24 protein-coding genes are annotated in these 24461 nt (G+C 73.9%); 16 read left to right on the forward strand and 8 right to left on the reverse strand.

Annotation, left to right across the window (positions count from 1 at the left end; genetic code table 11):
- The 5 genes from AB4039_RS17660 to AB4039_RS17680 all read left to right on the forward strand — a co-directional run.
- On the forward strand, positions 1-929 hold a 929-nt coding region (locus tag AB4039_RS17660; protein WP_442271152.1), incomplete at its 5' end, for a pseudouridine synthase.
- 119 nt (positions 930-1048) lie between these two features.
- On the forward strand, positions 1049-1657 hold the full coding sequence (gene pnuC / locus AB4039_RS17665) for a nicotinamide riboside transporter PnuC (protein ID WP_266838290.1): 609 nt from the start codon (positions 1049-1051) through the stop codon (positions 1655-1657).
- On the forward strand, positions 1654-2742 hold the full coding sequence (locus tag AB4039_RS17670; protein ID WP_266838289.1) for an AAA family ATPase: 1089 nt from the start codon (positions 1654-1656) through the stop codon (positions 2740-2742). Before pnuC ends, AB4039_RS17670 begins: the two co-directional genes overlap by 4 nt.
- Positions 2739-3575, forward strand: coding sequence for an NUDIX domain-containing protein (locus AB4039_RS17675; RefSeq protein ID WP_266838288.1), 837 nt, complete (start codon positions 2739-2741; stop codon positions 3573-3575). Before AB4039_RS17670 ends, AB4039_RS17675 begins: the two co-directional genes overlap by 4 nt.
- Positions 3572-4612, forward strand: coding sequence for an ADP-ribosylglycohydrolase family protein (locus AB4039_RS17680; RefSeq protein ID WP_442271153.1), 1041 nt, complete (start codon positions 3572-3574; stop codon positions 4610-4612). Before AB4039_RS17675 ends, AB4039_RS17680 begins: the two co-directional genes overlap by 4 nt.
- A gap of 72 nt (positions 4613-4684) precedes the next feature.
- Here AB4039_RS17680 and AB4039_RS17685 read toward each other — a convergent pair whose 3' ends face one another.
- The 3 genes from AB4039_RS17685 to AB4039_RS17695 all read right to left on the reverse strand — a co-directional run bounded on the left by AB4039_RS17685 (position 4685) and on the right by AB4039_RS17695 (position 6315).
- Positions 4685-5365: a nucleotidyltransferase domain-containing protein gene (locus AB4039_RS17685; RefSeq protein WP_442271154.1), complete on the reverse strand. Its 681-nt coding sequence runs from the start codon at positions 5363-5365 to the stop codon at positions 4685-4687.
- 28 nt (positions 5366-5393) lie between these two features.
- Positions 5394-5882: a Rieske (2Fe-2S) protein gene (locus tag AB4039_RS17690; protein WP_442271155.1), complete on the reverse strand. Its 489-nt coding sequence runs from the start codon at positions 5880-5882 to the stop codon at positions 5394-5396.
- Positions 5883-5988: 106 nt separating this feature from the next.
- Positions 5989-6315, reverse strand: a complete 327-nt coding sequence (locus AB4039_RS17695) for a DUF952 domain-containing protein (RefSeq protein WP_266838284.1) — start codon at positions 6313-6315, stop codon at positions 5989-5991.
- 265 nt (positions 6316-6580) lie between these two features.
- Here AB4039_RS17695 and AB4039_RS17700 point away from each other — a divergent pair, with 265 nt between their 5' ends.
- The 4 genes from AB4039_RS17700 to der all read left to right on the forward strand — a co-directional run bounded on the left by AB4039_RS17700 (position 6581) and on the right by der (position 10733).
- Complete coding sequence (locus tag AB4039_RS17700; protein ID WP_266838283.1) at positions 6581-7669, forward strand: prephenate dehydrogenase; 1089 nt, start codon at positions 6581-6583, stop codon at positions 7667-7669.
- A 152-nt stretch (positions 7670-7821) separates the two neighbouring features.
- Positions 7822-8550 (forward strand): (d)CMP kinase, encoded by a 729-nt coding sequence (gene cmk, locus AB4039_RS17705; RefSeq protein WP_266838282.1) that lies wholly within the window; start codon positions 7822-7824, stop codon positions 8548-8550.
- 56 nt (positions 8551-8606) lie between these two features.
- Entirely contained in the window at positions 8607-9194 is a 588-nt protein-coding gene (locus AB4039_RS17710; protein WP_266841533.1) for a lysophospholipid acyltransferase family protein, read from the forward strand.
- Between the two features lie 75 nt (positions 9195-9269).
- Positions 9270-10733, forward strand: coding sequence for a ribosome biogenesis GTPase Der (gene der / locus AB4039_RS17715; protein WP_266838281.1), 1464 nt, complete (start codon positions 9270-9272; stop codon positions 10731-10733).
- 16 nt (positions 10734-10749) lie between these two features.
- Here der and AB4039_RS17720 read toward each other — a convergent pair whose 3' ends face one another.
- Positions 10750-11148, reverse strand: a complete 399-nt coding sequence (locus tag AB4039_RS17720) for a hypothetical protein (protein WP_266838280.1) — start codon at positions 11146-11148, stop codon at positions 10750-10752.
- A gap of 224 nt (positions 11149-11372) precedes the next feature.
- Entirely contained in the window at positions 11373-12182 is an 810-nt protein-coding gene (locus AB4039_RS17725; protein ID WP_266841531.1) for a hypothetical protein, read from the reverse strand.
- 302 nt (positions 12183-12484) lie between these two features.
- On the opposite strand from AB4039_RS17725, the gene AB4039_RS17730 reads away from it, so the two are divergent.
- Both AB4039_RS17730 and AB4039_RS17735 read left to right on the forward strand, forming a co-directional pair.
- Positions 12485-13318 (forward strand): transglycosylase family protein, encoded by an 834-nt coding sequence (locus tag AB4039_RS17730; protein ID WP_442271156.1) that lies wholly within the window; start codon positions 12485-12487, stop codon positions 13316-13318.
- 109 nt (positions 13319-13427) lie between these two features.
- Positions 13428-14399, forward strand: a complete 972-nt coding sequence (locus AB4039_RS17735; protein WP_266838279.1) for a helix-turn-helix transcriptional regulator — start codon at positions 13428-13430, stop codon at positions 14397-14399.
- Between the two features lie 286 nt (positions 14400-14685).
- Here the strand turns inward: AB4039_RS17735 and AB4039_RS17740 are convergent, their stop codons facing one another.
- Both AB4039_RS17740 and AB4039_RS17745 read right to left on the reverse strand, forming a co-directional pair.
- Positions 14686-15732: a phosphatase PAP2 family protein gene (locus AB4039_RS17740; protein ID WP_266838278.1), complete on the reverse strand. Its 1047-nt coding sequence runs from the start codon at positions 15730-15732 to the stop codon at positions 14686-14688.
- A gap of 240 nt (positions 15733-15972) precedes the next feature.
- Positions 15973-17112, reverse strand: coding sequence for a glycosyltransferase family 39 protein (locus tag AB4039_RS17745; RefSeq protein WP_442271157.1), 1140 nt, complete (start codon positions 17110-17112; stop codon positions 15973-15975).
- A 286-nt stretch (positions 17113-17398) separates the two neighbouring features.
- Between AB4039_RS17745 and AB4039_RS17750 the strand changes: the two genes are divergently transcribed.
- Positions 17399-19108 (forward strand): MFS transporter, encoded by a 1710-nt coding sequence (locus tag AB4039_RS17750; RefSeq protein ID WP_442271158.1) that lies wholly within the window; start codon positions 17399-17401, stop codon positions 19106-19108.
- A gap of 119 nt (positions 19109-19227) precedes the next feature.
- Complete coding sequence (locus AB4039_RS17755) at positions 19228-20412, forward strand: acyl-CoA dehydrogenase family protein (RefSeq protein ID WP_442271159.1); 1185 nt, start codon at positions 19228-19230, stop codon at positions 20410-20412.
- 36 nt (positions 20413-20448) lie between these two features.
- On the opposite strand, the gene AB4039_RS17760 is transcribed toward AB4039_RS17755, so the two are convergent.
- Positions 20449-20907 (reverse strand): cell division protein SepF, encoded by a 459-nt coding sequence (locus tag AB4039_RS17760; RefSeq protein ID WP_266838275.1) that lies wholly within the window; start codon positions 20905-20907, stop codon positions 20449-20451.
- A gap of 286 nt (positions 20908-21193) precedes the next feature.
- Between AB4039_RS17760 and AB4039_RS17765 the strand changes: the two genes are divergently transcribed.
- The 3 genes from AB4039_RS17765 to AB4039_RS17775 all read left to right on the forward strand — a co-directional run bounded on the left by AB4039_RS17765 (position 21194) and on the right by AB4039_RS17775 (position 24425).
- Positions 21194-22486 (forward strand): DUF5685 family protein, encoded by a 1293-nt coding sequence (locus AB4039_RS17765; protein ID WP_442271160.1) that lies wholly within the window; start codon positions 21194-21196, stop codon positions 22484-22486.
- An 84-nt stretch (positions 22487-22570) separates the two neighbouring features.
- Positions 22571-23380 (forward strand): DUF1684 domain-containing protein, encoded by an 810-nt coding sequence (locus tag AB4039_RS17770; protein ID WP_442271161.1) that lies wholly within the window; start codon positions 22571-22573, stop codon positions 23378-23380.
- A 175-nt stretch (positions 23381-23555) separates the two neighbouring features.
- On the forward strand, positions 23556-24425 hold the full coding sequence (locus tag AB4039_RS17775) for a S1 family peptidase (protein ID WP_266838272.1): 870 nt from the start codon (positions 23556-23558) through the stop codon (positions 24423-24425).
- Positions 24426-24461: the final 36 nt, after the last annotated feature.

Here is a 24461-nt window from a genome sequence, read left to right on the forward strand (position 1 = left end):
GCGCGGCGGCGCGCGGCGGTGCCAAGGGCGGCCCCAAGACCTCCAGGACCCCCGGCATCGGCGGGGCCGGCGGCCCGCGCAGCGGCCCCGGCAGCCGCAGCGGCCAGTCCCGTCCCCGTGAGCTGGACGCGCGGATCGAGGAGCGCGTGCGCGACCGGTACGCCGACAAGCCCGTGATCAAGACCCCGAAGACCTTCCCGGGCGCCGAGGAGGAGGGTGAGCGCCTGCAGAAGGTGCTCGCCCGGGCCGGCATGGGTTCGCGCCGCGCGTGCGAGGAGCTCATCGAGCAGGCCCGCGTCGAGGTCAACGGCGAGATCGTGCTGGAGCAGGGCAAGCGCGTCCAGCCGTCGGACGAGATCAAGGTGGACGGCCTGACCGTCGCCACCCAGTCGTACCTGTTCTTCGCGCTGAACAAGCCCGCGGGCGTCGTCTCCACGATGGAGGACCCGGACGGCCGTCAGTGCCTCGGCGACTACGTCACCAACCGCGAGACGCGCCTGTTCCACGTCGGCCGGCTCGACACCGAGACCGAGGGCATCATCCTGCTCACCAACCACGGTGAGCTGGCCCACCGCCTCACGCACCCGAAGTACGGCGTCAAGAAGACCTACGTCGCCGCGATCACCGGCTCGCTGCCGCGCGACATCGGCAAGCGCCTCAAGGACGGCATCGAGCTGGAGGACGGCTACGCCCGCGCCGACCACTTCCGCGTCGTCGACCAGGTCGGCAAGAACTACCTGGTCGAGGTGACCCTCCACGAGGGCCGCAAGCACATCGTCCGCCGCATGCTGGCCGAGGCCGGCTTCCCGGTGGACAAGCTCGTGCGCACCTCGTTCGGCCCGATCGAGCTGGGCGACCAGAAGTCGGGCTGGCTGCGCCGCCTGACCAACACCGAGGTCGGCATGCTGATGCGCGAGGTCGGTCTGTAGGACCCCGCAGTACTCCGGAAGCCCGCGGCGCCCCAAGGCGCCGCGGGCTTCCGTCTTGTCCGGGACCCCCGAACCTGTTTATAGTCAGAGTGACTATTAAAGGAAGTGGGGCAGCAGCCATGGGGTGGAGTACCAGCTGGACCGAGGTGCTCGGCTTCGTCACCGGAGCCGTGTGCGTCGTCCTGGTGGCCCGGCAGCACATCGCCAACTGGCCGGTGGGCATCGCCAACAACGTCTTCTTCATCGTGCTCTTCGTGCAGTCCGGCCTCTACGCCGACGCCGGGCTGCAGATCGTCTTCATCGCCCTCGCCGCGTACGGCTGGTGGTCCTGGACCCACGGGGGTGGACCAGGAACCACCGGAGCCCTGCCGGTGCGCCGCACCACGGCCACCGAATGGGCCTGGCTGCTCGCGGCGGGGGCGGTGGGGGTCGCCGGGCTGACCCTGCTGCTGGGCGGGGTCAGCGACTCCACCGTCCCCTTCTCCGACGCCCTCACCACCGGGCTCTCGCTCATGGCCACCTACGGGCAGTGCCGCAAGCTCCTGGAGTCCTGGTGGCTGTGGATCGCCGCCGACCTCGTCTACATCCCGCTCTACGCCTACAAGGGCCTGTACCTGACCTCGGTCCTGTACGTCGGCTTCCTCGCCCTGTGCGTGGCCGGCCTGGTCGGCTGGCGGCGCACCCTCCCGGCGACCGGCGCCCGTACGGCAGTGGGGGTGACGGCGTGAGCGGCGGCAAGCGCTACCGGCACGGGCTGGTGCTGGGCAAGTTCTACCCGCCGCACGCCGGACACCACCACCTGGTGCGCACCGCCCAGGACCAGTGCGAGCGGCTCACCGTGCTGGTGTGCGCCGCCTCGGTGGAGTCGGTGCCGCTCGCCGACCGGGTGGCCTGGATGCGCGAGGCGCACCCCGGCGCCGAGGTGGTCGGCGCGGTGGACGACGTCCCCGTGGACCTGCACGACCCGGCGGTCTGGGAGGCGCACATGGCGATCTTCCGCAGGGCCGTGGGCCGGCGCGTGGACGCCGTCTTCACCTCCGAGGCCTACGGGACCGAGCTCGCGCGGCGGTTCGGTGCCGAGGAGGTCTGCGTGGACCCGGCGCGCACCCTGTTCCCGGTGTCGGGGACGGCCGTGCGCGCGGACCCGGCCGCCTGCTGGGAGTTCCTGGGGCCGGCCGTACGGGCCGCCCTGACCCGGCGGGTCGTGGTCCTCGGCGCCGAGTCCACCGGGACGACGACCCTCTCCCGGGAACTGGCCGCGCACTACCGGCGGCGCGGCGGGGTGTGGGCGAAGACCGGATGGGTCGCCGAGTACGGGCGCGAGTACAGCGAGGAGAAGCTCGCGGCCGCCCGGGCGGCGGACCCGGCCGCCTCCTGGACGGACGTGGCCTTCACCTCGCAGGAGTTCCCGGTGATCGCCCGCCGCCAGGACGCGGCGGAGGAGGCGGCGGCCCGGCTGGGCTCGCCCGTGCTGTTCTGCGACACCGACTCCTTCGCGACCGGCATCTGGCACGAGCGGTACACGGGCGGCCGCAGCCGGGAGGTCGAGAAGATCGCCGAGCTGACCCGGCGTGACCTGTACCTGCTGACCGACGACGCCGGGGTGCCCTTCGAGGACGACGGGCTGCGCGACGGACCGCAGCTGAGACCGTGGATGACCGGCCGGTTCCGGCGGGAACTCGCGCGCACCGGAAGGCGTTTCCTGGTCGTGAGCGGGGACCGGCGCACCCGGCTGGAGACGGCCGTGGCGGCGGTCGACGCCCTGCTGGAGGAAGGCTGGCAGTTCGCGGCCCCCCTCCCGGAGCGGCGATGAGCGCGGGCGCGGCGGGCCGGGGGAGCGGCGGTGCCGGTGATCCGGGCGCCGCGGGTGCGGGTGCCGGGGGTGCGCACGGCACCGGGGAGCCGGGGCCGGACGGGCCCGCGCCCTACGACCCGTACGCCTTCGAGCCGTTCGCGGTGACCGTCGACCTCGCCGTCCTCACCGTGCGCGGCGGCGTCCTGCACGTCCTGCTGATCCGGCGCGGGCAGGAACCGTACGCGGGCGCCTGGGCCCTGCCCGGCGGCTTCGTCCTGCCGCGCGAGTCCGCCGAGACCGCGGCCCGCCGCGAACTCGCCGAGGAGACGGGCCTGGACCCCTCCCTGGTCGCCTCCCTCCACCTGGAACAGCTGCGCACCTACAGCGAACCCGACCGGGACCCCCGCATGCGGGTCGTTTCGGTGGCCTTCACCGCGCTGGTCCCCGACATGCCCGAACCGGCCGCGGAGGGCGGCGGGGACGCCGACCGGGCGAGCTGGATCCCCGTCGGGGAGGTGACCGAGCCGGCCTTCGACCACGCGCGGATCCTGGCGGACGCGCGGGAGCGGGTGGGCTCCAAGCTGGAGTACACCTGCCTGGCCACCGCCTTCTGCCCGCCCGAGTTCACCCTCGGGGAGCTCCGGGCCGTGTACGAGACCGTCTGGGGCACCGCCCTGGACCGCCCCAACTTCCGCCGCAAGGTCCTCGCCACACCCGGCTTCGTCGAGGCCGTCCCCGGAGCCGCCCGCCTGACCGGCGGCCGCGGCAAACCCGCCGCGCTGTACCGGGCGGGACCGGCGACCGCCCTCCACCCGCCCCTGCTCCGCCCCACGGAAGGCCCTGCCCGATGACCAGCCCGACGCCGTCCCGCCCGATAGCGGGCAAGCGCCCCGCCACCGGCGCCCTGATCGGCCTCGCCCTCGGCGACGCCCTCGGCTTCCCGACCGAGTTCAGCGACGTGCCGTCCATCCTGGCCAAGACCGGGCCGTGGCGGGAGATGGCCCTGCCCCGCCCCGCCATCGTCACCGACGACACCCAGATGACCCTGGCGCTGGCACGGGGCATGCGCACCGCCGCCGAACGCGGCCCGGTCGGTCCGCTGCGGCTCGCCCGGCCGGTCCGCGAGGAGTTCGTCGACTGGTACCACTCCCCGGAGAACAACCGGGCCCCCGGCCGCACCTGCATGGTGGCCTGCGGCCTCCTCGACCACCCGGAGCGGGACTGGCGCGACGCCAGCCAGACCGGCTCCAAGGGCTGTGGCGCGAACATGCGCGTGGTGCCGGTCGGGCTGGTCCCCGGCTGGACGGAGGAGGAACGGGCGGGCGCCGCCCAGCTCCAGTCCGCCCTCACCCACGGCCACCCCACCGCCCTCGCCGCCTCCGACCTGACCGCGCGGGCCGTGTACCTCCTCGCGCAGGGCACCGAGGTGACCGGCCTGGTCGGACGGCTGCGCTCGTACGCCCTGGAGAACCGCACCCGCTACCACGAGCGCTGGCTCGGCGACCTCTGGATGCGCACCGCCTCCGACGCCTCGCCGGAGTCCTTCACGGCCCGCGGCTGGGACGAGTGCCTCGCCGTCCTGGACCGCCTCGCGGCGGCCCTGCGCACCCCCTCCCCGGAAACCGACCCCTGCCTGGCCACCGGCGAGGGCTGGATCGCCGAGGAGGCCCTGGCCACCGCCCTGCACTGCTTCCTCCTCTTCCCCGACGAACCCCTCCTCGCGCTGCGCCGCGCCGCCTGCACGGCGGGCGACTCCGACTCGATCGCCTGCCTGGCCGGCGCCTTCGCGGGCGCCCACCTCGGCGCGGACGTCTGGCCCCGGGACTGGGAGGGCCGCATCGAGTACCGCGCCGAACTCCTGTCCTTCGGCACCCTCTGGGACGCGTGATCCGCGCTCGACGCCCGACGCGTTCGTGGTGGTCCGGTGCCGGGAGCCGCTGGCGGGGTGACCGGGCAGGGGCTAGGCGGCCGAGGCGCGGCGGGTGCGGTGGAGGTAGTCCGTCACGCGGGGGAGGTCCGGTTCCGCGGGGAGCGGGGTCGTGGTGAGGGCGGCGTCGGTCTCCTCCGTGAGGCGGGCCATCCAGGCGTCGACCTCCTCCCAGCTCCGCTCGCCGCGCTTGACCGCGAGGAGGCTCTCGCGGTCCGGGCCCGCCTCGATCGTCAGGCGGCCGGTGCGCAGCAGGTCGCGGCAGGAGGTCAGCAGGCGCAGCAGGTGCATGGCGTGCTTCCAGCGCGGGGCGCCGTGCAGACGGACGTCCGCGAGGAGCTTGCCGTGCTGGGAGGCGGCGTAGCGGCTGAAGCTGGTGTGGGCCCGGCGGGAGAGGAACGCCCCGCGCAGGGAGAGGAGTTCCTCGCCGGCCGGGGTGAGCCGTTCGACCAGGGGGGAGTGCAGGCACTCCAGGATGTTCGGGTTGGCGCGCAGGGCCAGTTCGCAGAAGCGTTCCAGCTCCCAGGAGAACTCCTCCTCCCGGGGCCCCTCCACGTGCGTCGGCGGCTTCTCGAACCGCCAGAACAGCGGGGTGGGGGCGAGGAAGACACCGCGCCGGTCGGTGTCGCTCGCCTCCGTCGCCAGCCCGAAGGCGCGGGAGCCCATCACGCAGGCGTAGATCGTGTGGTCCCGTACCAGGGTGAGGTCGTCCATCCGGGGAGGTTAGGCGCCACGGCCCGCGCTAGGCGAGCGAGATTACGCCGTCGGGCGCCACGGTGATCTTCTTCTCCGGGAGCGGTCGGGTGGCCGGACCCTTGACCGCCGCGCCGTCCGTGGCCTGGAACTCGCTGCCGTGGCAGGGGCAGTGCATCACGCCGTTCTCGGGCTTGTTCACGAGGCAGCCCTGGTGCGTGCACACCGCGGAGAAGCAGCGGAAGGACCCGGCCGTCGGCTGGGTCACCACCAGCTTCTGCTCCTTGAGCACGACGCCACCGCCGACCGGGACCTCCGACGAGGACTTCAGCAGGACCTCGCCCGTGGCGGAGCCGGAGGCCTCGCCGGGGGACTGGGCGGCGTTCGGCGCGCTGCCGGTGTCCTGGGCGGGCTTCTCCGTGCCGCCGCCACCGCCGCAGGCGGCGAGCGTGCCGCCGGCGAGGGCGGCCGCGCCGGCCGCCAGTACCGTGCGGCGGGCGGCGGACGCGGTGTCGCTCATCGGATGGGTGTCGGTCATGGGGACTCCTCGATGGGGGGACGGGCTGGCGAGCAGCATCCTGGTGCGTTCCGGGCTCCGGGAGAAGCCCGCCACACCCTCCGGTTCCGCTTCACCCCGCCGACTGTCACGGGCGAAGGTCCGCGGGGCGGTCCGGGACGCGTACCACCTCCCACACGCGTACCACGGCGTCCCGGTTCAACGGCCCGTACACGTGGGGATAGCGGCCGTCGGAACCGGACTCCCGGCGGACCTCGGCGGTCAGGGCCGCCTCGTCGAGCTCCACGGCGAGCAGGGTGCCGGGCGTGTTCCGGTAGTGGGCCTCCACGATGGCGAGGGCGGTCGGGCGGTCCGCCGAACAGTGCACGAATCCCTCCGCGGCCAGCGAGGGCGGGGCGTAGGGGAGCTCGGGCGCGGCGCTCCAGTCGGCGAGCGGGACGATGTGGAAGATCATGCCGGTGGTTCTACCGCAGGGGGCGCCGAAGGCCGTGCGCCAGGTGGCGACATGCGCTGATACGGGTGACATTGTCCGTGTCTCGAAGCCGGGTGTGACGCCTGCGTGCGGTCCGGTTCCTCTGCGAAAGGCAGGGTGTAGAACCTCCAGCGGGCCCGCCAGGGCCCGGCCGCCGTCCCAGGGGGTGGCCGCCGGGCCCTCGCCGTGCACCGGGTGGCTACCCTGAGTCAGGACCCGCCGTCACGCGATCACCCTGGAGCGCCCCGTGAGAACCGCCGTCGTCATCGGAACCGGACTGATCGGCACCTCCGCGGCGCTCGCCCTGACCGCCCGTGGCATCGCCGTCCACCTGGTCGACCACGACCCGGCGCAGGCCCGTACCGCGGCCGCCCTCGGCGCCGGCAGCGACGACGCCCCCGAGGGGCAGGTCGACCTCGCGATCGTCGCCGTCCCCCCGGCCCACGTCGCCGCGGCCCTGGCCGACGCGATCGGACGCGGGCTCGCCCGTGCCTACGTGGACGTGGCCAGCGTCAAGGGCGGGCCCCGCCGGGAGCTGGCCGCCCTCGGCGCCGACACCTCCGCCTACATCGGCACCCACCCCATGGCAGGCAAGGAACGCTCCGGGCCGCTGGCCGCCACCGCCGACCTCTTCGAGGGGCGCCCCTGGGTGCTCACGCCCACCCGCGACACCGACCACGAGGTGCTGAACCTGGCACTGGAACTGGTCGCGCTGTGCCGGGCCGTCCCCGTCGTGATGGACGCCGACGCGCACGACCGGGCGGTCGCCCTGGTCTCCCACACCCCGCAGCTCGTGTCGAGCATGGTCGCCGCGCGCCTGGAGGAGGCGGACGAGACCGCCGTGCGGCTGTGCGGGCAGGGCATCCGCGACGTGACCCGGATCGCGGCCTCCGACCCCCGCATGTGGGTGGAGATCCTCTCGGCGAACCCGGGCCCGGTGGCCGACGTCCTGGCCGGGATCGCCGCCGACCTGGAGGAGACCGTCGAGGCCCTGCGCGGACTCCAGTCGGCCGACGAGGCCAAGCGCCGGGGCGGGGCCGAGGGCATCGAGGACGTCCTGCGGCGCGGAAACGCCGGCCGGGTCCGGGTCCCCGGCAAGCACGGCGCCGCCCCCACGGCCTACGAGACGGTCGGGGTGTTCATCAGCGACCAGCCCGGCGAGCTGGCACGGATCTTCGCCGACGCGGGCCGGGCCGGGGTCAACATCGAGGACGTGCGGATCGAGCACGCCACGGGCCAGCAGGCCGGTCTGGTGCAGCTCATGGTGGAGCCCCGCGCCGTCGCCGGCCTGACCGCCGAGCTGCGCGAGCGGGGCTGGGCCCTGCGCCAGCAGTAGCCGGACCGCGCCCCCGGCACCCGCCGTCGGTCCCGCCCCCGCACGGGGCGGGGACGCGGCGGAGTCAGGGGGCGCCGGGGGCCGGTAACCTGGGGGAGGGGCGCTCTTGGCGCGCCCGGACACGTACGCGCAACCAGGAAGGTGCCCGCACCGTGGAAACCGCCGCTCAGTCCGCCGTGATCGTCGCCATCGACGGTCCCTCCGGCACGGGCAAGTCCAGCACCTCCAAGGCCGTGGCCGCCAAGCTGGGGCTGCGCTACCTGGACACCGGCGCCCAGTACCGGGCCATCACCTGGTGGATGATCACCAACGGCGTCGACACCGACGACCCGCAGGCCATCGCCGTCGCGGCGGGCAAGCCCGCCCTCGTGTCCGGTACGGATCCGGCCGCCCCCACCATCACCGTCGACGGCCTGGACGCCTCCGGCCCGATCCGCACCCAGGAGGTCACCTCCAAGGTCAGCGCCGTCAGCGCCGTCCCCGAGGTGCGCACCCTGATCACCGAGCTCCAGCGCTCCATCGCCGCCGAGGCGGCCCGGGAGGCCGAGGGCATCGTGGTCGAGGGCCGGGACATCGGCACCACCGTCCTGCCCGACGCCGACCTCAAGATCTTCCTGACGGCCTCCGCCGAGGCCCGCGCGGCCCGCCGCAGCGGCGAGCTGCGCGGCAAGGAGGCCACGGACCTCGCGGCCACCAGGGAAGCCCTGATCAAGCGCGACGCGGCCGACTCCGGCCGCAAGACCTCCCCGCTGGCCAAGGCCGGCGACGCCGTGGAGGTGGACACCACCGAGCTCACCCTCGACCAGGTCATCGAGTGCGTCGTGACCCTGGTCGAGGAGCGGCGGAGCGCGACCGGCGGCACAGAGCGGCGGGCCAGGTGAGCGGTACGCCCTCCCTCAAGGGTGCGGCGGTCGGCAGGCGCATCGGCATCGGGCTCATGTACGGCCTGTGGAAGCCGCGCGTGCTGGGCGCCTGGAAGGTGCCCGCCTCCGGCCCCGTCATCCTGGCCGTGAACCACGCCCACAACATAGACGGCCCCATGGTCATGGGCACCGCGCCCCGGCCCCTGCACTTCCTGATCAAGAAGGAGGCCTACATCGGCCCCCTCGGCCCCTTCCTGGAGGGGATCGGGCAGGTGAAGGTGGACCGGACCGGCACGGACCGCACCGCCATCACCCACGCGCTCGGGGTGCTGGAGCGGGGCGGCGCCCTGGGGATCTTCCCCGAGGGCACCCGCGGCGAGGGCGACTTCGCCTCCCTGCGCGCCGGGCTCGCGTACTTCGCGGTCCGCAGCGGCGCCCCGATCGTGCCCGTCGCGGTCCTCGGCAGCACCGAGGCCCGGGGGCGGCTCGTCAAGGGCCTGCCGCCGCTGAAGAGCCGGGTGGACGTCGTCTTCGGCTCCGCCTTCGACGCCGGGGACGGCACCGGCCGGCGTACGCGCACCGCGCTGGACCAGGCCACCGAACGCATCCAGGGACGGCTTACCGCCCACCTGGCCGACGCCAAGCGCCTCACCGGCCGCTGAGCGAGACTTGACCTAGTAGTGGACCCGCGCTGCGCGGATGCCACCGATCACCACGAACGACGAGGAACGGACTTCATGAACGACCAGCACGACCACGGAGCACTTGGCGACGCCGAGTACGCGGAGTTCATGGAGCTCGCCGCGGAGGAAGGCTTCGACATCGAGGATGTCGAAGGCGCGATCGAGGAGGCCGGACACGGCCCGCTGCCCGTCCTCGCCGTCGTGGGCCGCCCGAACGTGGGCAAGTCGACCCTGGTGAACCGCATCATCGGCCGCCGCGAGGCCGTCGTGGAGGACAAGCCGGGCGTCACCCGCGACCGCGTGACCTACGAGGCCGAGTGGGCCGGGCGCCGCTTCAAGGTCGTCGACACCGGCGGCTGGGAGCAGGACGTCCTCGGTATCGACGCCTCCGTCGCCGCCCAGGCCGAGTACGCCATCGAGGCCGCCGACGCGGTCGTCTTCGTCGTCGACGCCAAGGTCGGCGCCACCGACACCGACGAGGCCGTCGTCAGGCTGCTGCGCCGGGCCGGCAAGCCCGTCGTGCTCTGCGCCAACAAGGTCGACGGCCAGAGCGGCGAGGCCGACGCGGCCTCCCTGTGGTCGCTGGGCCTCGGCCAGCCGCACCCGGTCTCCTCCCTCCACGGCCGCGGTACGGGTGACATGCTCGACGCCGTCCTGGAGGCCCTGCCGGAGGCCCCCGAGCAGACCTTCGGCGGCGCCGCCCTCGGAGGTCCCCGCCGCATCGCCCTGATCGGCCGCCCGAACGTCGGCAAGTCCTCGCTCCTGAACAAGGTCGCCCGCGAGGACCGCGTCGTCGTCAACGAGCTGGCCGGCACCACCCGCGACCCGGTCGACGAGCTGATCGAGCTCGGCGGCGTCACCTGGAAGTTCGTGGACACCGCGGGCATCCGCAAGAAGGTGCACCTGCAGCAGGGCGCCGACTACTACGCCTCCCTGCGCACGGCCGCCGCCGTCGAGAAGGCGGAGGTCGCGGTCATCCTGATCGACACGACCGAGCAGATCAGCGTCCAGGACCAGCGCATCATCACCATGGCCGTCGAGGCGGGCCGCGCGATCGTGATCGCGTACAACAAGTGGGACGAGCTCGACGAGGAGCGCCGCTACTACCTCGAACGCGAGATCGAGACCGAGATGCAGCAGGTCTCCTGGGCGCCCCGGGTCAACGTCTCCGCGCTGACCGGCCGCCACATGGAGAAGCTGGTCCCCGCGATCGAGACCGCCCTCGCGGGCTGGGAGACGCGCGTCCCCACCGGTCGGCTGAACGCCTTCCTCGGCGAGGTCGTCGCGGCGCACCCGCACCCGATCCGCGGCGGAAAGCAGCCCCGCATCCTGTTCGGTACCCAGGCGGGCAGCAAGCCGCCGCGGTTCGTCCTCTTCGCCTCCGGCTTCCTGGAGCACGGCTACCGGCGCTTCATCGAGCGCCGTCTGCGCGAGGAGTTCGGCTTCGAGGGCACCCCGATCCACATCTCGGTGCGGGTGCGCGAGAAGCGCGGCGCTCAGTACAAGAAGAAGAAGTAGCGGGTCGCCGCCGGGGTCAGTAACCCCGGCGCGGAGCGGGCGGCAGGGCCGCCGGGATGTGCTGCATCCCGGTCTGGTGCTGCCGCCCGCCGGCGTATCCGGACCCGGAGGCGGCGGCGTGGGCGTACGAGGGCTGCGGGGCCGGCGCGGGCGGGTACGAGGGCTGCCAGGGCTCGCTGTGCTGCCATGCGGAACCGTTCCAGCCGCTGCCGTACGAGCTGCCGGTGTAGGAACCGCCGTACGGGACCATGGGGTACGAGGAGCCGTACGAGAACGCGGTGAAGCCGAGGTTCTCCTCGCCGCTGCGATCGCCCGGCAGCGCCCTGAAGGCGCGCAGGTACTCCGAGCAGAGCGTGTCGTAGATCGGGGTGTGCGATGCGGCCGGGGGGACGTCCCGGTCCCGTGCGGGGCGCATCGGGGGGACGCTGCTCGGATAGGACGGGGCGCGGGAGGGGTCGTATGAATGCACGTATCAGCCAACGAACCCGGGGCCCTGCGGATGCGGGGTGACGGGACGGAAAACGCAGATCGCCGGGGGTGCGCGGGACGGACCGCGCACCCCCGGCGCATACCGCCCGGCCCCAGCGGGTGGGGCGGGCGGTCGTTCCGGGGTGGGAGGGACGGGGGGGAAAGGGCGGGTCAGGCGCCCGGAGCTCCGGCGAGCGGCATCGCGGCGGCGACCAGCTTGCCGTTGCTCGCGGCCTTGTCCAGGGCGTCGCGGAGCAGGTCCTCGCGGGGCTGCTGGCCGATGGAGCCGACCGGGGCGGCGTAGATGAGCACGCGCTGGGTCTTGTTGACGGCGGCCCGCCAGCCGTCGGTGACGCTCAGGGCCTGGTGCGCCTGCCACCACGCCACCTGCGGGCCGCCCTCGGCGCCGGGCTGGAGCACGGCGTGCAGCTGGCCGCCGGCCAGGAGCACGGACCAGCCCGGGAGTACGGAGGGGACCTCGTTGGTGTCGGTGACGGGGATGAAGCCCTGCTCGATGAGGAGCGGCAGGAAGTCGTCGCCGGGGCCGGTGGTGCCGGGGCGGGCGATCGGCGCGGTCGGCTCGACGACCAGGGCCGGGTGCAGCTCGCCGCGGATCAGGACCAGGCCGCTGGTGATCCCGAGGACGGCCTGGCCGCCGGGGACGGCCTGCTGGGCGTCGGCGCCGGAGCCGGTGGCCTCCGGGGCGGCGGGGCCGTCGCCGGTGATGCTGCGGACGGCGCCCTGGAGCTGCTCCTCGGAGACCGTGACCACCTGGGAGGGGATGCAGCCGGCGTGGGCGAAGGCCAGCACCGCGGTCTCCTCGCCGACGAACAGCACCGTGCTCGTGGGGTCGGTCTCGGGGTCGCCGGGGGTGCGACAGGAGGTGCAGTCGTAACTGCGCGGGGCGTCGTCGCCGGTGAGCAGCCTGTCGGCTTCTTCGTCACCGATCTCGGCACGTACCTCAAGACTGACGTCGAGCATGCGCGGCACGGGGTGGCTCCTCATTCGTGCGGAGGCCGGGGGGTTCCCGGCTCGCCGGGCTCAACGGAGGAGCGGTCGCCGGGGTCACGCCGTTTGAGGGAACGGAATCGAACCGGCCACCCGAAGGAGTGAACCCGGCGCGCGGCACTTCCATTTGGTGGCAACTGTTGCTTGTTTGTGCGCAGTTGATGGCCGTCAGTGGTCGATTCCGGGAGGGGTCGGCGGTCGGCCGTACGGGTGGGGCGCGGGGGAGCGCCGCGTGGCGGGCCGGGCGCGGGGAGGGGGCTGCGTAGCGTGACCGGATGCCCGAACTCCGCCTCCGGCGTGCCGTGTCGGCTGCCGCCGCCGTGGCCGTGCTGGTGCTCGTACCCGTGCCGGCCGGTGCCGTGGGCCCCGCCGGCGCCGGTGGTGCCGTCCGAGCCGGTGCCGCCGTCGTGCCGCCGCCCCCGGCGCCCGGTCCGCCGGGCGTCGCCGCCGGGCACCGGTCGGGGGACTGCGGGCCGGGCGGGCAGTGGCCGTGGGACTGCGTCGCCGACTGCGAGAGCGGCGGGCGGTGGGCGGTGAACACCGGGAACGGCTTCTACGGGGGGCTGCAGTTCTGGCAGCCGACGTGGGAGGAGTACGGGGGCCTCGCCCACGCGGCGCGGGCGGACCTGGCGAGCCGGGACCAGCAGATCCTGGTGGCCGAGGAACTGCTCGCCGCCCAGGGGTGGGGGGCGTGGCCGGTGTGCGCGAAGCGGTACGGGCTGGCGGGGCGGGCGCACGTGGTGCGGGTCGGGGAGACGCTGGACGGGATCGCGCGCAAGAGGCGGGTGCGGGGCGGGTGGCGGGCCCTCTACGAGGCGAACCGCGGGGCGCTCGGGAACCGGCCGGAGCGCCTGGCGGTGGGCCTCTTCCTGACCCTCCCGACGGACCCGCAGCCCCCGACCGGTCCGCAGTCCCCGGCGGTCCCGGCGCCGACCGGTCCGCAGTCCCCGGCGGTCCCGGCGCCGGCCGGTCCGCAGTCCCCGGCGGTGCCGGCGCCGGCCCCGACGGGTCCCGCGGCGGCGCCCCCGCAGGCCGTGGCGCCGGTCCCGGTGCGGCCGGCGCCGGGCCACGGGGTGCCTTCCCGAGGTCCGGCCGCGCCGGGGAGCTGAGGCCGGGCGGGGGTGGTGCGGGGAGCCGCGCCGGGCCTTCCCCCGAGCCGCCCCCCCYGGACCCCGTGGAGCCTCACACCCGGTGGCCGTGCCGGGGGAGACTGCGGGCATGCTCGATACCTCCGCACGGCTGCTGCGCCTGTTGTCCCTGTTGCAGGCGCACCGCGAATGGACCGGCGCCGATCTCGCCGAACGGCTCGGGGTCACGCCGCGCACCGTCCGCCGGGACGTCGACCGGCTGCGGGGGCTCGGCTACCCCGTGAACGCCAGTCCGGGCACCGGCGGCGGGTACCAGCTCGGGGCGGGGGCCGAGCTGCCGCCGCTGCTGCTGGACGACGACGAGGCCGTCGCGGTGGCGGTCGGGCTGCGGACGGCCGCCGGGAACGGCGTCGAGGGGATCGGGGAGGCCTCCGTACGGGCCCTGGCCAAGCTGGAGCAGGTGCTGCCGGCCCGGCTGCGCGGACGGGTGTCGGCGCTGAACGAGTTCACCGTGCCCATGCTGCGCGGGCCCGTGCGGGACACCGTCGACCCGGCGGTGCTGACGGAACTGGCGACGGTGTGCCGGGACTCCGAGCGGCTGCGCTTCGGGTACCGCGACCACGGGGGCAACGTCAGCCGTCGCACCGTGGAGCCCCACCGGCTGGTCTGCAGCGAGCGGCGCTGGTACCTCGTCGCCTGGGACCGCGACCGCGAGGACTGGCGCACCTTCCGCGCGGACCGCATCGAGCCCCGCCCCCCGCACGGCCCGCGCTTCGTCCCGCGTCCGGCACCCGCCGAGGACCTCGCCGCGTACGTCTCGCGGGGCGTGGCGCAGGGCGCCTACGCGGCCCGGGCGGTGGTGCGGCTGCGGATGCCGGCCGAGGAGGCGGCGCGGATCATCGGGCCCTGCGACGGGGCGCTGGAGCCGCTCGACGGGCAGGGCTGCCTGCTGCGCACCGGGGCGGTGAGTCTGGACGTTCTGGTCATTCACCTCATGCTGCTCGGGTGCGAGTTCGAGGTGGTGGAGCCGCCCGAGCTGACCGAACGGATCCGCAGTGCGCGCGACCTTCTCGGCCGTGCTCTGGAGCCCATGGCGGAGTGAGAGCGGAGAGGGGGAACGAGAATGCCCGGAGCGAATTCGACGGTTCTCCGGCGGAAATGCGAACGGGTTCCGGCGCTGCTCCGGACGGGGGATGCGGAGAATGCCGGTCGGGACCCCCGTTGTCGACAACCCGTGACACAAGTGTGACCCGGTACGGAGGAACCTCTGGGCGTCCGGCTGACGCGCCGTGCATATCAACGGCGACGGCGGGCCGGTTCGGTGAACCGGCCCGCCGTCGTGGTGGTGCGGGGTGGGGGTGTGCGTACCGTCCCCGCGGGAGTGCGGGTCAGCCGGCCGGGCGGGCCGAGGCCCCCCGGGCGGCGGCCCGTTCCGTGTGCGCCGGGCGGCGGCTGCCGACCGGGGTGACCGGGGTCCGCTCGGAGCGGATGACGTGCTGGCGGGCGACCGGGTGGCCGCCGGGGCGCAGCGCCGGGGAGTGCCCGGCCGCCGCGCCGCCCGGCACGGGGGCCGGAGCGGCCGACTCCTCGTCGGAGCGCTTCGGCTGCCATTTGCCGCCCGCGGAAAGCAGCGGGGTGAGCGCGGCGGCGACCGGCTCGGAGAGCCTGCCCTCCTCCAGGCGGCGGCGCCACAGCTCGCGCAGCTCGAAGACGTAGGCCTCGGTGCGGGCGATGAGCGGCTCGAACCAGGGCAGCGCCAGCATGATCAGCAGACCCGCGAGCCAGCCCAGCAGGACGTCGCTCACCCAGTGGGTGCCGAGGTAGACGGTCGTGGCCCCGACGCTCAGCGAGACGACGGCGGAGAACAGGGACAGCACCCGCCGGGTGACGGTGGTGGAGGCCAGATAGGCCAGGATCCCCCAGGTCACGACGGCGTTGGCGGTGTGGCCGGAAGGAAATATATCGCCGCCCGCGAAGAGCTCGGCGGAGCCGATCTGGGTGGCGTAGTGCGGACCGAGCCGGCCGAGGCCGAGCTTCACGGAGCCGACGGTGATGTTGAGCAGCAGCAGCGCGACGCCGAGGGTGATCAGCGGGCGGAGGGTGTGCTGGCGCCAGGAGCGCCACCCGAGCCAGGCCGCGACCATGACGGCGGTGGGTCCGCGCTGGCCGAGTACGACGAGGTAGTCGAGGAAGGCGTGCAGCTGCGGCCACTGCTCGTAGGGCCGGAAGAACATGATCTGCCAGTCCAGCCGGACGAGCCAGGACGTCGTCAGCACGGCCACGACGATCGCGAGGTAGCACGCGAGCAGGGCGGCGAGGAGCACGACGCGGTGCCGGCTCATCCGCGGTGTTTGCAGATGAGCCGGTCGCTCTGGTTCCCGGTCCAGCCGGGCGAACACCGGCTCCAGACGGGTCAGCATTTGGTCGGTACGCACTCAATCGACGTTACCGCGCGACGACGGGCGGCCCGGTCGAATCGCGGGCTTTGTGATGACCATGTGATGTGGAGTGCGTCTCACGCAGAACTTAATTGCCGCTATTTCGGCGTTTGTTGGAACTCCGCCGATTCAACTCCGGGACTGCTGCCCCGGTAATTATCCGCATACGTGTCTCGGATTTATTGCCCTCGTTCAATTCCTTTACGCAATCATGGATTGGAATGATCCATTCCGTGATCACGGAGGCCCCGAACCGTTCAGCCAGAACGCCCCGTACACCGCCGACGCCAGGGCCGCCGTCCCCAGCACCGCCACCGCCCGGCCGGTCCGCCACCGGGCCAGGGCCACCGCCACGGGCAGCAGCAACGGGAACGCGGGCAGCAGCAGCCGCGGCTTGGACCCGAAGTACCCGGAGGCGCACAGGGCGAGGGCCACCACGACCCCGGCGTACACGAGCAGCGCGGCGGGCTGCCGCTGCCGCACGCACAGCCGGTACAGCCACAGCACCAGCAGCACCCCGGCGATCAGGCCGAGCCCGGCCGCGAAGGCGGAGGACGCCAGACGTGCCCCGACGAAGCAGGCGAAGGCCCAGCCCCCGTCGAAGCCGTTGCCCCAGCCGGCCTGTACGTCCAGGTACCCCAGCAGGCCGCCGCCGGTCCGCCGACCCACCCACCCTACGTACGCGGCCGCGCCCAGCGGAGCCAGCAGCACCCCGGCCGCCGTCCGCCACGAACCCTCCCCGCGCCGCCACGCCAGGGCCGCGGCCACCCACACCGCCGCGACCACGGCCGCGCCGACCGGCCGGGTCAGCCCCGCGCCGGCCGCGAGCAGGCCCGCCGTGATCCAGCGCCCGCGCAGGACCGCGTACAGGGCCCAGGCCGCCAGGGCGGTGAACAGCGACTCGCTGTACGCCATGGACTGCACGATCCCGACCGGCAACGCCGCCCACAGCGCCGCCGCCAGCACCCCGGCACGGCGCCCGTACAGCAGGTCCGCGACGGCGAAGATCCCCCACGCGGCGGCGAGCCCCGCCACCGCCGAGACCACCAGGCCCGCGGAGCCGTACGAGAGCCCGGTGGGCGCCGCCAGCAGCCGCTCCAGCCACGGCAGCAACGGGAAGAAGGCCAGGCTGGAATGGACGGCCCCGTTCGGCAGGACCACCTCGTACCCGTACCCGCCGCCGGCGACCCGGGCGTACCAGAGCGAGTCCCAGCGGGCCGACAACAGCGTGTGCGGGCTGCTGCCCGCCACCGCGCCCCACACGCCGAGGACGCCCAGACCGAGCATGCGGACCGCCGCGAAGGCGGCGAGCGCGGGCGCGGCCCGGCGGGGTCCGGGTTCCTTCACGGGCACCTCGTGGGTGGGGTCGGTTCTCACGCAGACGAGTATCGACGCCCCGGCCGCGGGCCCCGGACGAGAACCACGGGCCGTGGCCGGGCGTGTACGGGGGAGTGAGGACACACCGGGGCGAGTGGCGCACACCACACCGGGGCCGCCGCCGCGATGAGAGCTTGACCACGTGTCGGACACGCGAACTCGCGTACGCTGACCCTTCACTCGCGAGTCGATGCCGGACCCCGTTGGACGCCGCCCAGCGCACCACCCGCGGCGCCACAACGACGCTGGTCCGCCGAGTGCGAGGGATCACCTGGGAGGTACACGCATGTCGGGGACGCACACGACCGGCGACGGGAACCCTTCCCTCCGGCAGCGCGTCAGCGCCGCCTCCGGCGGCGCCAACCGCTGGGCCGTCCTGGCCGTCCTGTGCGTCAGCCTCGTGCTCGTCGCGCTCGACGCGACGATCCTGCACGTGGCCGTCCCCTCCGTCACCGAGGACCTGCGCCCCGGCGCCGTGGAACTCCTGTGGATCGTCGACGCCTACCCGCTGGTCTGCGCCTCGCTGCTGATCCTCTTCGGCACCCTCGGCGACCGGGTCGGCCGCCGCCGGATCCTGCTCCTCGGCTACGGCCTCTTCGGATGCGCGTCCGCCATCGCCGCCCTCGCCGACAACGCCCAGGTCCTGATCGCCGCGCGCGCCCTGCTCGGCATCGGCGGGGCGATGATCATGCCCGCCACCCTGTCGATCCTGCGCCAGGTCTTCCCCGACCGGCGCGAACGGGCGCTGGCCATCGGCATCTGGACCGCCGTCGCCGCGATCGGCGCGGCCAGCGGCCCCGTCCTCGGCGGCTTCCTCGTCCAGCACTACTGGTGGGGTTCCGTCTTCCTCATCAACATCCCGCTGATGGCCCTGATCCTGCCGCTCGGCCATTGGCTGCTGCCCGAATCCCGGGGCGCTGCGGACGGACCCTGGGACGTGCTGGGCGCGCTCATGGCCGCGGGCGGGGTCCTCGGCGTGGTCCTCGGGGTCAAGCGGCTCGGCGCCGAACGGCACCTCCTGGACCCCGAGGCGCTGGTGCCCCTGGCGCTCGGCGCGGCCCTGCTGATCCTCTTCGTACGCCGCCAGAGCCGCCACGAGCACCCGCTGATCGACATGCGGATGTTCTCCCGCGCCGCGTTCTCCACCTCCGTCGGCTGCATCGTGCTCGCCATGCTGGCGCTGGTCGGCCTGGAACTGATCGCCGTCCAGTACCTCCAGCTCGTGCTGCGCCTGAGCCCGCTGGAGACCGGCCTGCGGCTGCTGCCGCTCACCTTCGCCGCCATGGCCGCCGGCGCCACCGGTTCGTACACCCTCCAGCGGGTCGGCCCGCGCAGGATGGTCTCGCTCGGCTTCGTCCTGACCGCCGCCGCCGTACTGCTGCTGACGCTGATGGGCCAGCAGGACCGGCCCGTGCTGCTCACCATCGGGTTCGTCCTGCTCGGCTTCGGCCTGCAGACGACCCTGTTCGCGGCCTACGAGTCCATGCTCAGCGAGGCCCCCGCGGACACCGCCGGCGGCGCGGCCTCCATAGGCGAGACCTCCTACCAGCTCGGCGCGGGCATGGGCATCGCCCTGCTCGGCAGCGTGATGAACGCCGCCTACGCGCCCGGCCTGACCGGCCTCCCCGGCGTCCCGGCCGATGCGGCGCGCGACGCCGCGCACTCGCTCGGCGAGGCCTACCAGGTCGCCGCCCACCTCGGTGGCCCGGCGGGGGACTCCCTGCACGCCGCCGCCCGGCACGCCTTCGTGCACGGGCTGCACGTCACGCTCGTGGTCAGCGCGGGCCTGCTGCTCGCGGGGGCCGTGATGGCGCTGAAACTGCCCCGGACCATGGACGGCGCCGAGCCGGTCGAGTGCGGCGAGCCGGCCGCCGACGCCCCGCCCGCGGGTGCCGTACGCCTTCCCGCGCAGGCCGACGGCGCCGCGCGGATCCCCGCGCCGGGCGGGCCGGAACACGACACGGCCGTCGGCGGGCGGCCCGGCCGCACGGCCTGATCCCGCGCCCGCCCGGCCCGGTCGCGGCACGGCGGAAATCCGGGGGTGGACCAGGGGCGGGACCGACGACAAACTTGCACCGCTAGGTTTCGCCCCACGTGCCTGCCGGGAGGCCCCTCTTGTCCGCGTCGAAGACCCCCTTCGTCCCCACCGACCCGCTCGGGCTGGACGAGCTGCTCAGCCCCGAGGACCTCGCCGTCCGCGACACGGTCCGCACCTGGGCCGCCGACCGGGTCCTGCCGCACATCGCCCAGTGGTACGAGGACGGGGAGCTCCCCGGCATCCGCGAGCTGGCGCGCGAACTCGGCTCCATCGGCGCGCTCGGCATGTCCCTGACCGGCTACGGCTGTGCGGGCGCGAGCGCCGTCCAGTACGGACTGGCCTGCCTGGAGCTGGAGGCCGCCGACTCGGGGATCCGCTCGCTGGTCTCCGTACAGGGCTCGCTGGCCATGTACGCGATCTGGAAGTACGGCTCCGAGGAGCAGAAGGAGCGCTGGCTGCCGGGCATGGCGGCCGGCGAGCTGATCGGCTGCTTCGGCCTGACCGAGCCGGACGTGGGCTCCGATCCGGCCGCGATGCGCACGTACGCGAAGCGCGACGGCGGCGACTGGGTGCTCAACGGGCGCAAGATGTGGATCACCAACGGCTCGGTGGCCGCCGTCGCGGTGGTCTGGGCGCAGACGGACGAGGGCATCCGCGGCTTCGCCGTCCCCACCGACGCGGCGGGCTTCTCGGCGCCGGAGATCAAGCACAAGTGGTCGCTGCGCGCCTCGGTGACGAGCGAGCTGGTCATGGACGACGTGCGGCTGCCGGCGGAGGCGGTGCTGCCGGGAGTCACCGGGCTCAAGGGACCGCTGGGCTGCCTCAGCCACGCGCGCTACGGAATCGTCTGGGGCTCCATGGGCGCGGCGCGCTCCGCCTTCGAGACGGCGCTCGACTACGCGAGGACGCGGGAGCAGTTCGGCAAGCCGATCGGCGGCTTCCAGCTCACCCAGGCCAAACTCGCCGACATGGCGCTCGAACTCCACAAGGGCATCCTGCTCGCCCACCACCTGGGCCGGCGGATGGACGCGGGCACCCTGCGGCCGGAGCAGATCAGTTTCGGCAAGCTCAACAACGTCCGCGAGGCCATCGACATCTGCCGTACCGCGCGGACGATCCTCGGGGCCAACGGGATCTCCCTGGAGTACCCCGTCATGCGACACGCCACCAACCTCGAATCGGTCCTCACCTACGAGGGCACCGTCGAGATGCACCAGCTCGTCCTGGGCAAGGCGCTCACCGGGCTCGACGCCTTCCGGTGAGGGGCCCCCAGCCGGCGCCGGGAGGAGCCCCCGGGCTCAGCTCTGGTTGAAGAAGTCGCGGGTCCGCCCGCCCGCCTCACCGCTGACGATCTGGGTGTCGGCCGGGGTCAGGAGGAAGACCCTGGTCGCCACCCGCTCGATCGAGCCGCGCAGGCCGAAGGTCAGGCCGGCCGCGAAGTCGACCACGCGCTTGGCGTCGCCCGGGTCCATCGAGGAGAGGTTCACGATCACCGGGACGCCCTCGCGGAACAGCTCGCCGATGCCGCGCGCGTCACGGAAGCCGTCGGGGGTGACGGTCGCGATCCGCCGGCCCTGCTCGACCGCGGAGTCCGAGGCCACCTTCACGCGCGGGTCGGTGACCCACTGGTCGCCGGGTCCCGCAACGGAACCCTGCTGGCGCTCCACCGCCTCCGCGTAGTCGTCGTCGTAGTACCGCTCGTCGTCGCTGTCCTCCACGAGACCCAACCAGGCACTCGCCTTGCGTACCGAACCCATGGACGCCTCCTTTCACCGTGGCCAGCCTGTCTTCTTCTCCGCTGCCCCTATGGTCGTCCATGATGCTGACAACGCGCCAAGTGGATAGCCGCCGCGCAGGGGTTTCGTGACGCGACTGGTGCAGAACATCCGTTGCACGGTCAAGGTTTCCGGTGGCTACCACTGCTGACTGAGTGAAAATACGACCACTGCCGCCGACCGGGTGAGCCACTGGGACGGACGAGTGAACGACCGGGCTCGATACGATGCCCCCGAAACACGCGTATGACACACGGGGGAACCGAATTTGTTCGGCATTGTCAGACCTTGCGCACACCGGCTCGGTGAGCGGTTCAAAACGGAGTGGATGGCTCATCTGTGCGGTCTCTGCCTGGCACTTCGCGGTGACCACGGGCAGTTCGCCAGGATCGTCACCAACTACGACGGCCTGCTGGTCTCCGTTCTGACGGAGGCTCAGTCCGGACCGCTGCCCGGCGCCCGGCGCACCGCCGGCCCCTGCCCGCTGCGCGGCATGCGCACCGCCCCGGTGGCCAACGGCGAGGGCGCGCGGCTGGCCGCCGCCGTTTCGCTGGTGCTGGCCTCCGCGAAGGTGCGGGACCACGTGGCCGACCGGGACGGGCTGTTGGCGCGGGCGCCGATAGCCGCCGCGGCGCGCACGGTGGCCCGCGGCTGGGACCGGGCCGGCGCCCGCACCGGGGCCTCGCTCGGCTTCGACACGGCCGTGCTCGTCGACGCCGTGGACCGGCAGGGCGRCATCGAGACCCTGGCGGGCCCCGGCACCTCCGTCCTCGTGGTCACCGAGCCCACGGAGACCGCCACCGCCGCCGCCTTCTTCCATACCGCGGTCCTCGCGGGGCGGCCAGGCAACGCCGCGCCCCTGGCCGAGGCGGGCCGGTACTTCGGCCGGCTCGCGCACCTGCTGGACGCCGTCGAGGACCAGAGCGCCGACGCCGCCTCCGGCGCCTGGAACCCGCTCACCGCCACCGGAACCACCCTCGCCGAGGCCCGCCGGCTGTGCGACGACGCGCTGCACGGGATACGGCTGGCGCTGCGCGAGGCGGAGTTCGCCGACGCGGGACTGGCCCACCGGCTGCTGGTGCACGAGCTGCGCACCTCGGTGGACCGCGCCTTCGGCACCGCCGGCTGCGGCCACACCGCCGTGAACGCCGCCGGACAGGGCTACGGCGCGCCGCCGCAGGGCTACGGCGGCCCGGACGCGGGCCACGCGCACGGAGCCCCGTACGGCCACGCCGGTGGCAACCCGTACGGGAACGGGAACCCCTACGCCCCCCACGCCCCCGGCGGGCCGGGGATGCCGCCCCCGATGGGCCCGGGCGGCCCCGGCGGTGGCGGCGGCTTCGGCGGGCTGCCCCCGCAGAAGCCGCGCCGCGGGCTGCTGGCCGGGTGCGCGGTGGCCGTGGGGCTGTTCTGCACCTGCCAGCTGTGCTGCACCGACTACGAGGGCCCGTGGTCCCGGAAGAAGCGGGACGCCTGGTGTGACGACTGCGATTGCTGCGACTGCGGCGACTGCTGTGACGGGTGCGATTGCTGCGACTGCGGATGTGACTGCGGCTGCTGAGCCCTGAGAGGGCGTCAGATTCCACAGGTCCGGACGGGGTACCCCGGGGTTCCCGTCCGGAACTGTGTGGAAGGGTTCAGCGGCATGAGTGACGAACGGGATTCCACAGCCTGGCGGGAGTGGCACGAGCATCGCGAGGCCACCGTCTCCGCCCCCTACGGACCTCTCGCGCTGACCGGTACCCACTGGCTCGCGGACTACCCGGAAGGTCGAATTCCGGCCGTTCCGGGGCGGTGGCGCGCCACCGGGTCCGGGGTCGCGCTGAGTGCCGCCCCCGAGGACGGCCTCGAACTCGACGGCCGCCCCTTCGCCGGGGAGGCCGCCCTCGACGCCGACGAGGAGCCGCCCGCGGCCTCCCGTACCGCCTCCGGACGGCGGCGGCTCGTGGTCATCCGGCGCGAGGGCGAGTGGGCGGTCCGCGTCTTCGACCCCGACTCCCCGGCCCCCGCCGCGTTCCGGGGCGTCGAGGCCACCCCGTACGACCCCTCGTACGTACTGCCGGGCCGCTTCCGCCCGTACGGTGAGCAGCGCACCGTCCTGGTGGAGAACGCCGACGGGCGGGCCCGCGGGCTCGGCCTCGGCGGCGAACTGTCCTTCTCCCGGGCCGGGGAGGAGCACACCCTCCAGGTGGCCGTGGACGCGGACGACGGCAGCCTCTGGGCCGTCTTCGCCGACGCCACGGCGGGCCGTTCGAGCTACCGCTTCCGCTTCCTGCGGCCGGGGAGCCCGGCCGCGGACGGGAGCATCGCGGTGGACTTCAACCGGGCGCTGCTCCCGCCCTGTGCCTTCGCCGACCACTTCGTCTGCCCCTTCCCGCCCCCCGGGAACACGCTGCCCTTCGAGGTCGCCGCGGGGGAGCGGAGGCTGAAAGGCGCCCTTGCCGCCGGTGGCTGACGACAGGACACTCCCGTCAGCGTCATCCGGCGGACTTGTCAGGGGCACGGCGAAAGTGTGCGGGGTCACCCGTACCTCCGCCCCCTCCCCACCGCCGCTCACGGGCTCCGGCGCCCCCCACCTCTGCCGGGCCCCCGACCCCCTTCCGGGAGGACGTGAAGTGAGGAACAAGAAGATGAGCCGCATCCGCCTGCTCGCCGTCGCCGCCGGTCTGGCCGCCGTCGCCGGACTCGCCACGCCCGCCGTCGCCGGCGCGCACCCCGCCGACGAGGGCTTCAGCGCCGCCCGCCTCGACGCCGTAGGGGCCTCGGTCCTGCGCGCCGACGTCGCGGGCACCGCCTGGCACACCGACCCCGCCACCGGAACCCTCGTGGTCACCGCCGATTCCACGGTCACCGAAGCCGCGCTGGCCAGAATCCGCCACGAGGCCGGCCCCGACGCCGGGGCCCTGCGCATCGAACGCACCCCCGGCAAGCTGCGCAAGCTGATCTCCGGCGGCGACGCCATCTACGCGACGAGCTGGCGCTGTTCGCTCGGCTTCAACGTGCGCAGCGGCAGCGACTACTACGTCCTCACCGCCGGACACTGCACCGACGGCGCGGGCACCTGGTGGACCAGTTCCTCCCACACCACCACCATCGGATCCACCGTCGGCTCCAGCTTCCCCACCAATGACTACGGCCTCATCAAGTACGCCAGCAACTCCCCGGTCCCGCCCGGCACCGTAGGCAGCCAGGACATCACCAGCGCCGTCGACGCCACCAACGGCATGTCCGTCACCCGCCGCGGCTCCACCACCGGCGTCCACGGCGGCACCGTGACCGGCCTCAACGCCACCGTCAACTACGGCGGCGGCGACATCGTCTACGGAATGATCAAGACCAACGTGTGTGCCGAACCCGGCGACAGCGGCGGCCCGCTCTACTCCGGCAGCCGGGCGGTCGGCCTCACCTCCGGCGGCAGCGGCAACTGCTCCTCGGGCGGAACCACCTTCTTCCAGCCCGTCGTCGAAGCGCTGAACGCCTACGGCGTCAGCGTCTACTGACCCGCGGGATCCCCCCCCGGTCCACGCGGTCCGGCC

Origin of the sequence: Streptomyces sp. M-16 (assembly GCF_052114405.1) — a bacterium.
In the GTDB taxonomy this organism is placed as follows: Bacteria; Actinomycetota; Actinomycetes; order Streptomycetales; family Streptomycetaceae; genus Streptomyces.

Bases quoted from the DNA above. Each gene is read 5' to 3' on its own strand.
- pnuC (WP_266838290.1), top strand. From the start codon at position 1,049: ATGGGGTGGAGTACCAGCTGGACCGAGGTGCTCGGCTTCGTCACCGGA.
- AB4039_RS17675 (WP_266838288.1), top strand. From the start codon at position 2,739: ATGAGCGCGGGCGCGGCGGGCCGGGGGAGCGGCGGTGCCGGTGATCCG.
- AB4039_RS17680 (WP_442271153.1), top strand. From the start codon at position 3,572: ATGACCAGCCCGACGCCGTCCCGCCCGATAGCGGGCAAGCGCCCCGCC.
- AB4039_RS17685 (WP_442271154.1), bottom strand. From the start codon at position 5,365: ATGGACGACCTCACCCTGGTACGGGACCACACGATCTACGCCTGCGTG.
- AB4039_RS17690 (WP_442271155.1), bottom strand. From the start codon at position 5,882: ATGACCGACACCCATCCGATGAGCGACACCGCGTCCGCCGCCCGCCGC.
- AB4039_RS17695 (WP_266838284.1), bottom strand. From the start codon at position 6,315: ATGATCTTCCACATCGTCCCGCTCGCCGACTGGAGCGCCGCGCCCGAG.
- AB4039_RS17710 (WP_266841533.1), top strand. From the start codon at position 8,607: ATGTACGGCCTGTGGAAGCCGCGCGTGCTGGGCGCCTGGAAGGTGCCC.
- der (WP_266838281.1), top strand. From the start codon at position 9,270: ATGAACGACCAGCACGACCACGGAGCACTTGGCGACGCCGAGTACGCG.
- AB4039_RS17720 (WP_266838280.1), bottom strand. From the start codon at position 11,148: ATGCGCCCCGCACGGGACCGGGACGTCCCCCCGGCCGCATCGCACACC.
- AB4039_RS17725 (WP_266841531.1), bottom strand. From the start codon at position 12,182: ATGCTCGACGTCAGTCTTGAGGTACGTGCCGAGATCGGTGACGAAGAA.
- AB4039_RS17730 (WP_442271156.1), top strand. From the start codon at position 12,485: ATGCCCGAACTCCGCCTCCGGCGTGCCGTGTCGGCTGCCGCCGCCGTG.
- AB4039_RS17735 (WP_266838279.1), top strand. From the start codon at position 13,428: ATGCTCGATACCTCCGCACGGCTGCTGCGCCTGTTGTCCCTGTTGCAG.
- AB4039_RS17750 (WP_442271158.1), top strand. From the start codon at position 17,399: ATGTCGGGGACGCACACGACCGGCGACGGGAACCCTTCCCTCCGGCAG.
- AB4039_RS17760 (WP_266838275.1), bottom strand. From the start codon at position 20,907: ATGGGTTCGGTACGCAAGGCGAGTGCCTGGTTGGGTCTCGTGGAGGAC.
- AB4039_RS17770 (WP_442271161.1), top strand. From the start codon at position 22,571: ATGAGTGACGAACGGGATTCCACAGCCTGGCGGGAGTGGCACGAGCAT.
- AB4039_RS17775 (WP_266838272.1), top strand. From the start codon at position 23,556: ATGAGCCGCATCCGCCTGCTCGCCGTCGCCGCCGGTCTGGCCGCCGTC.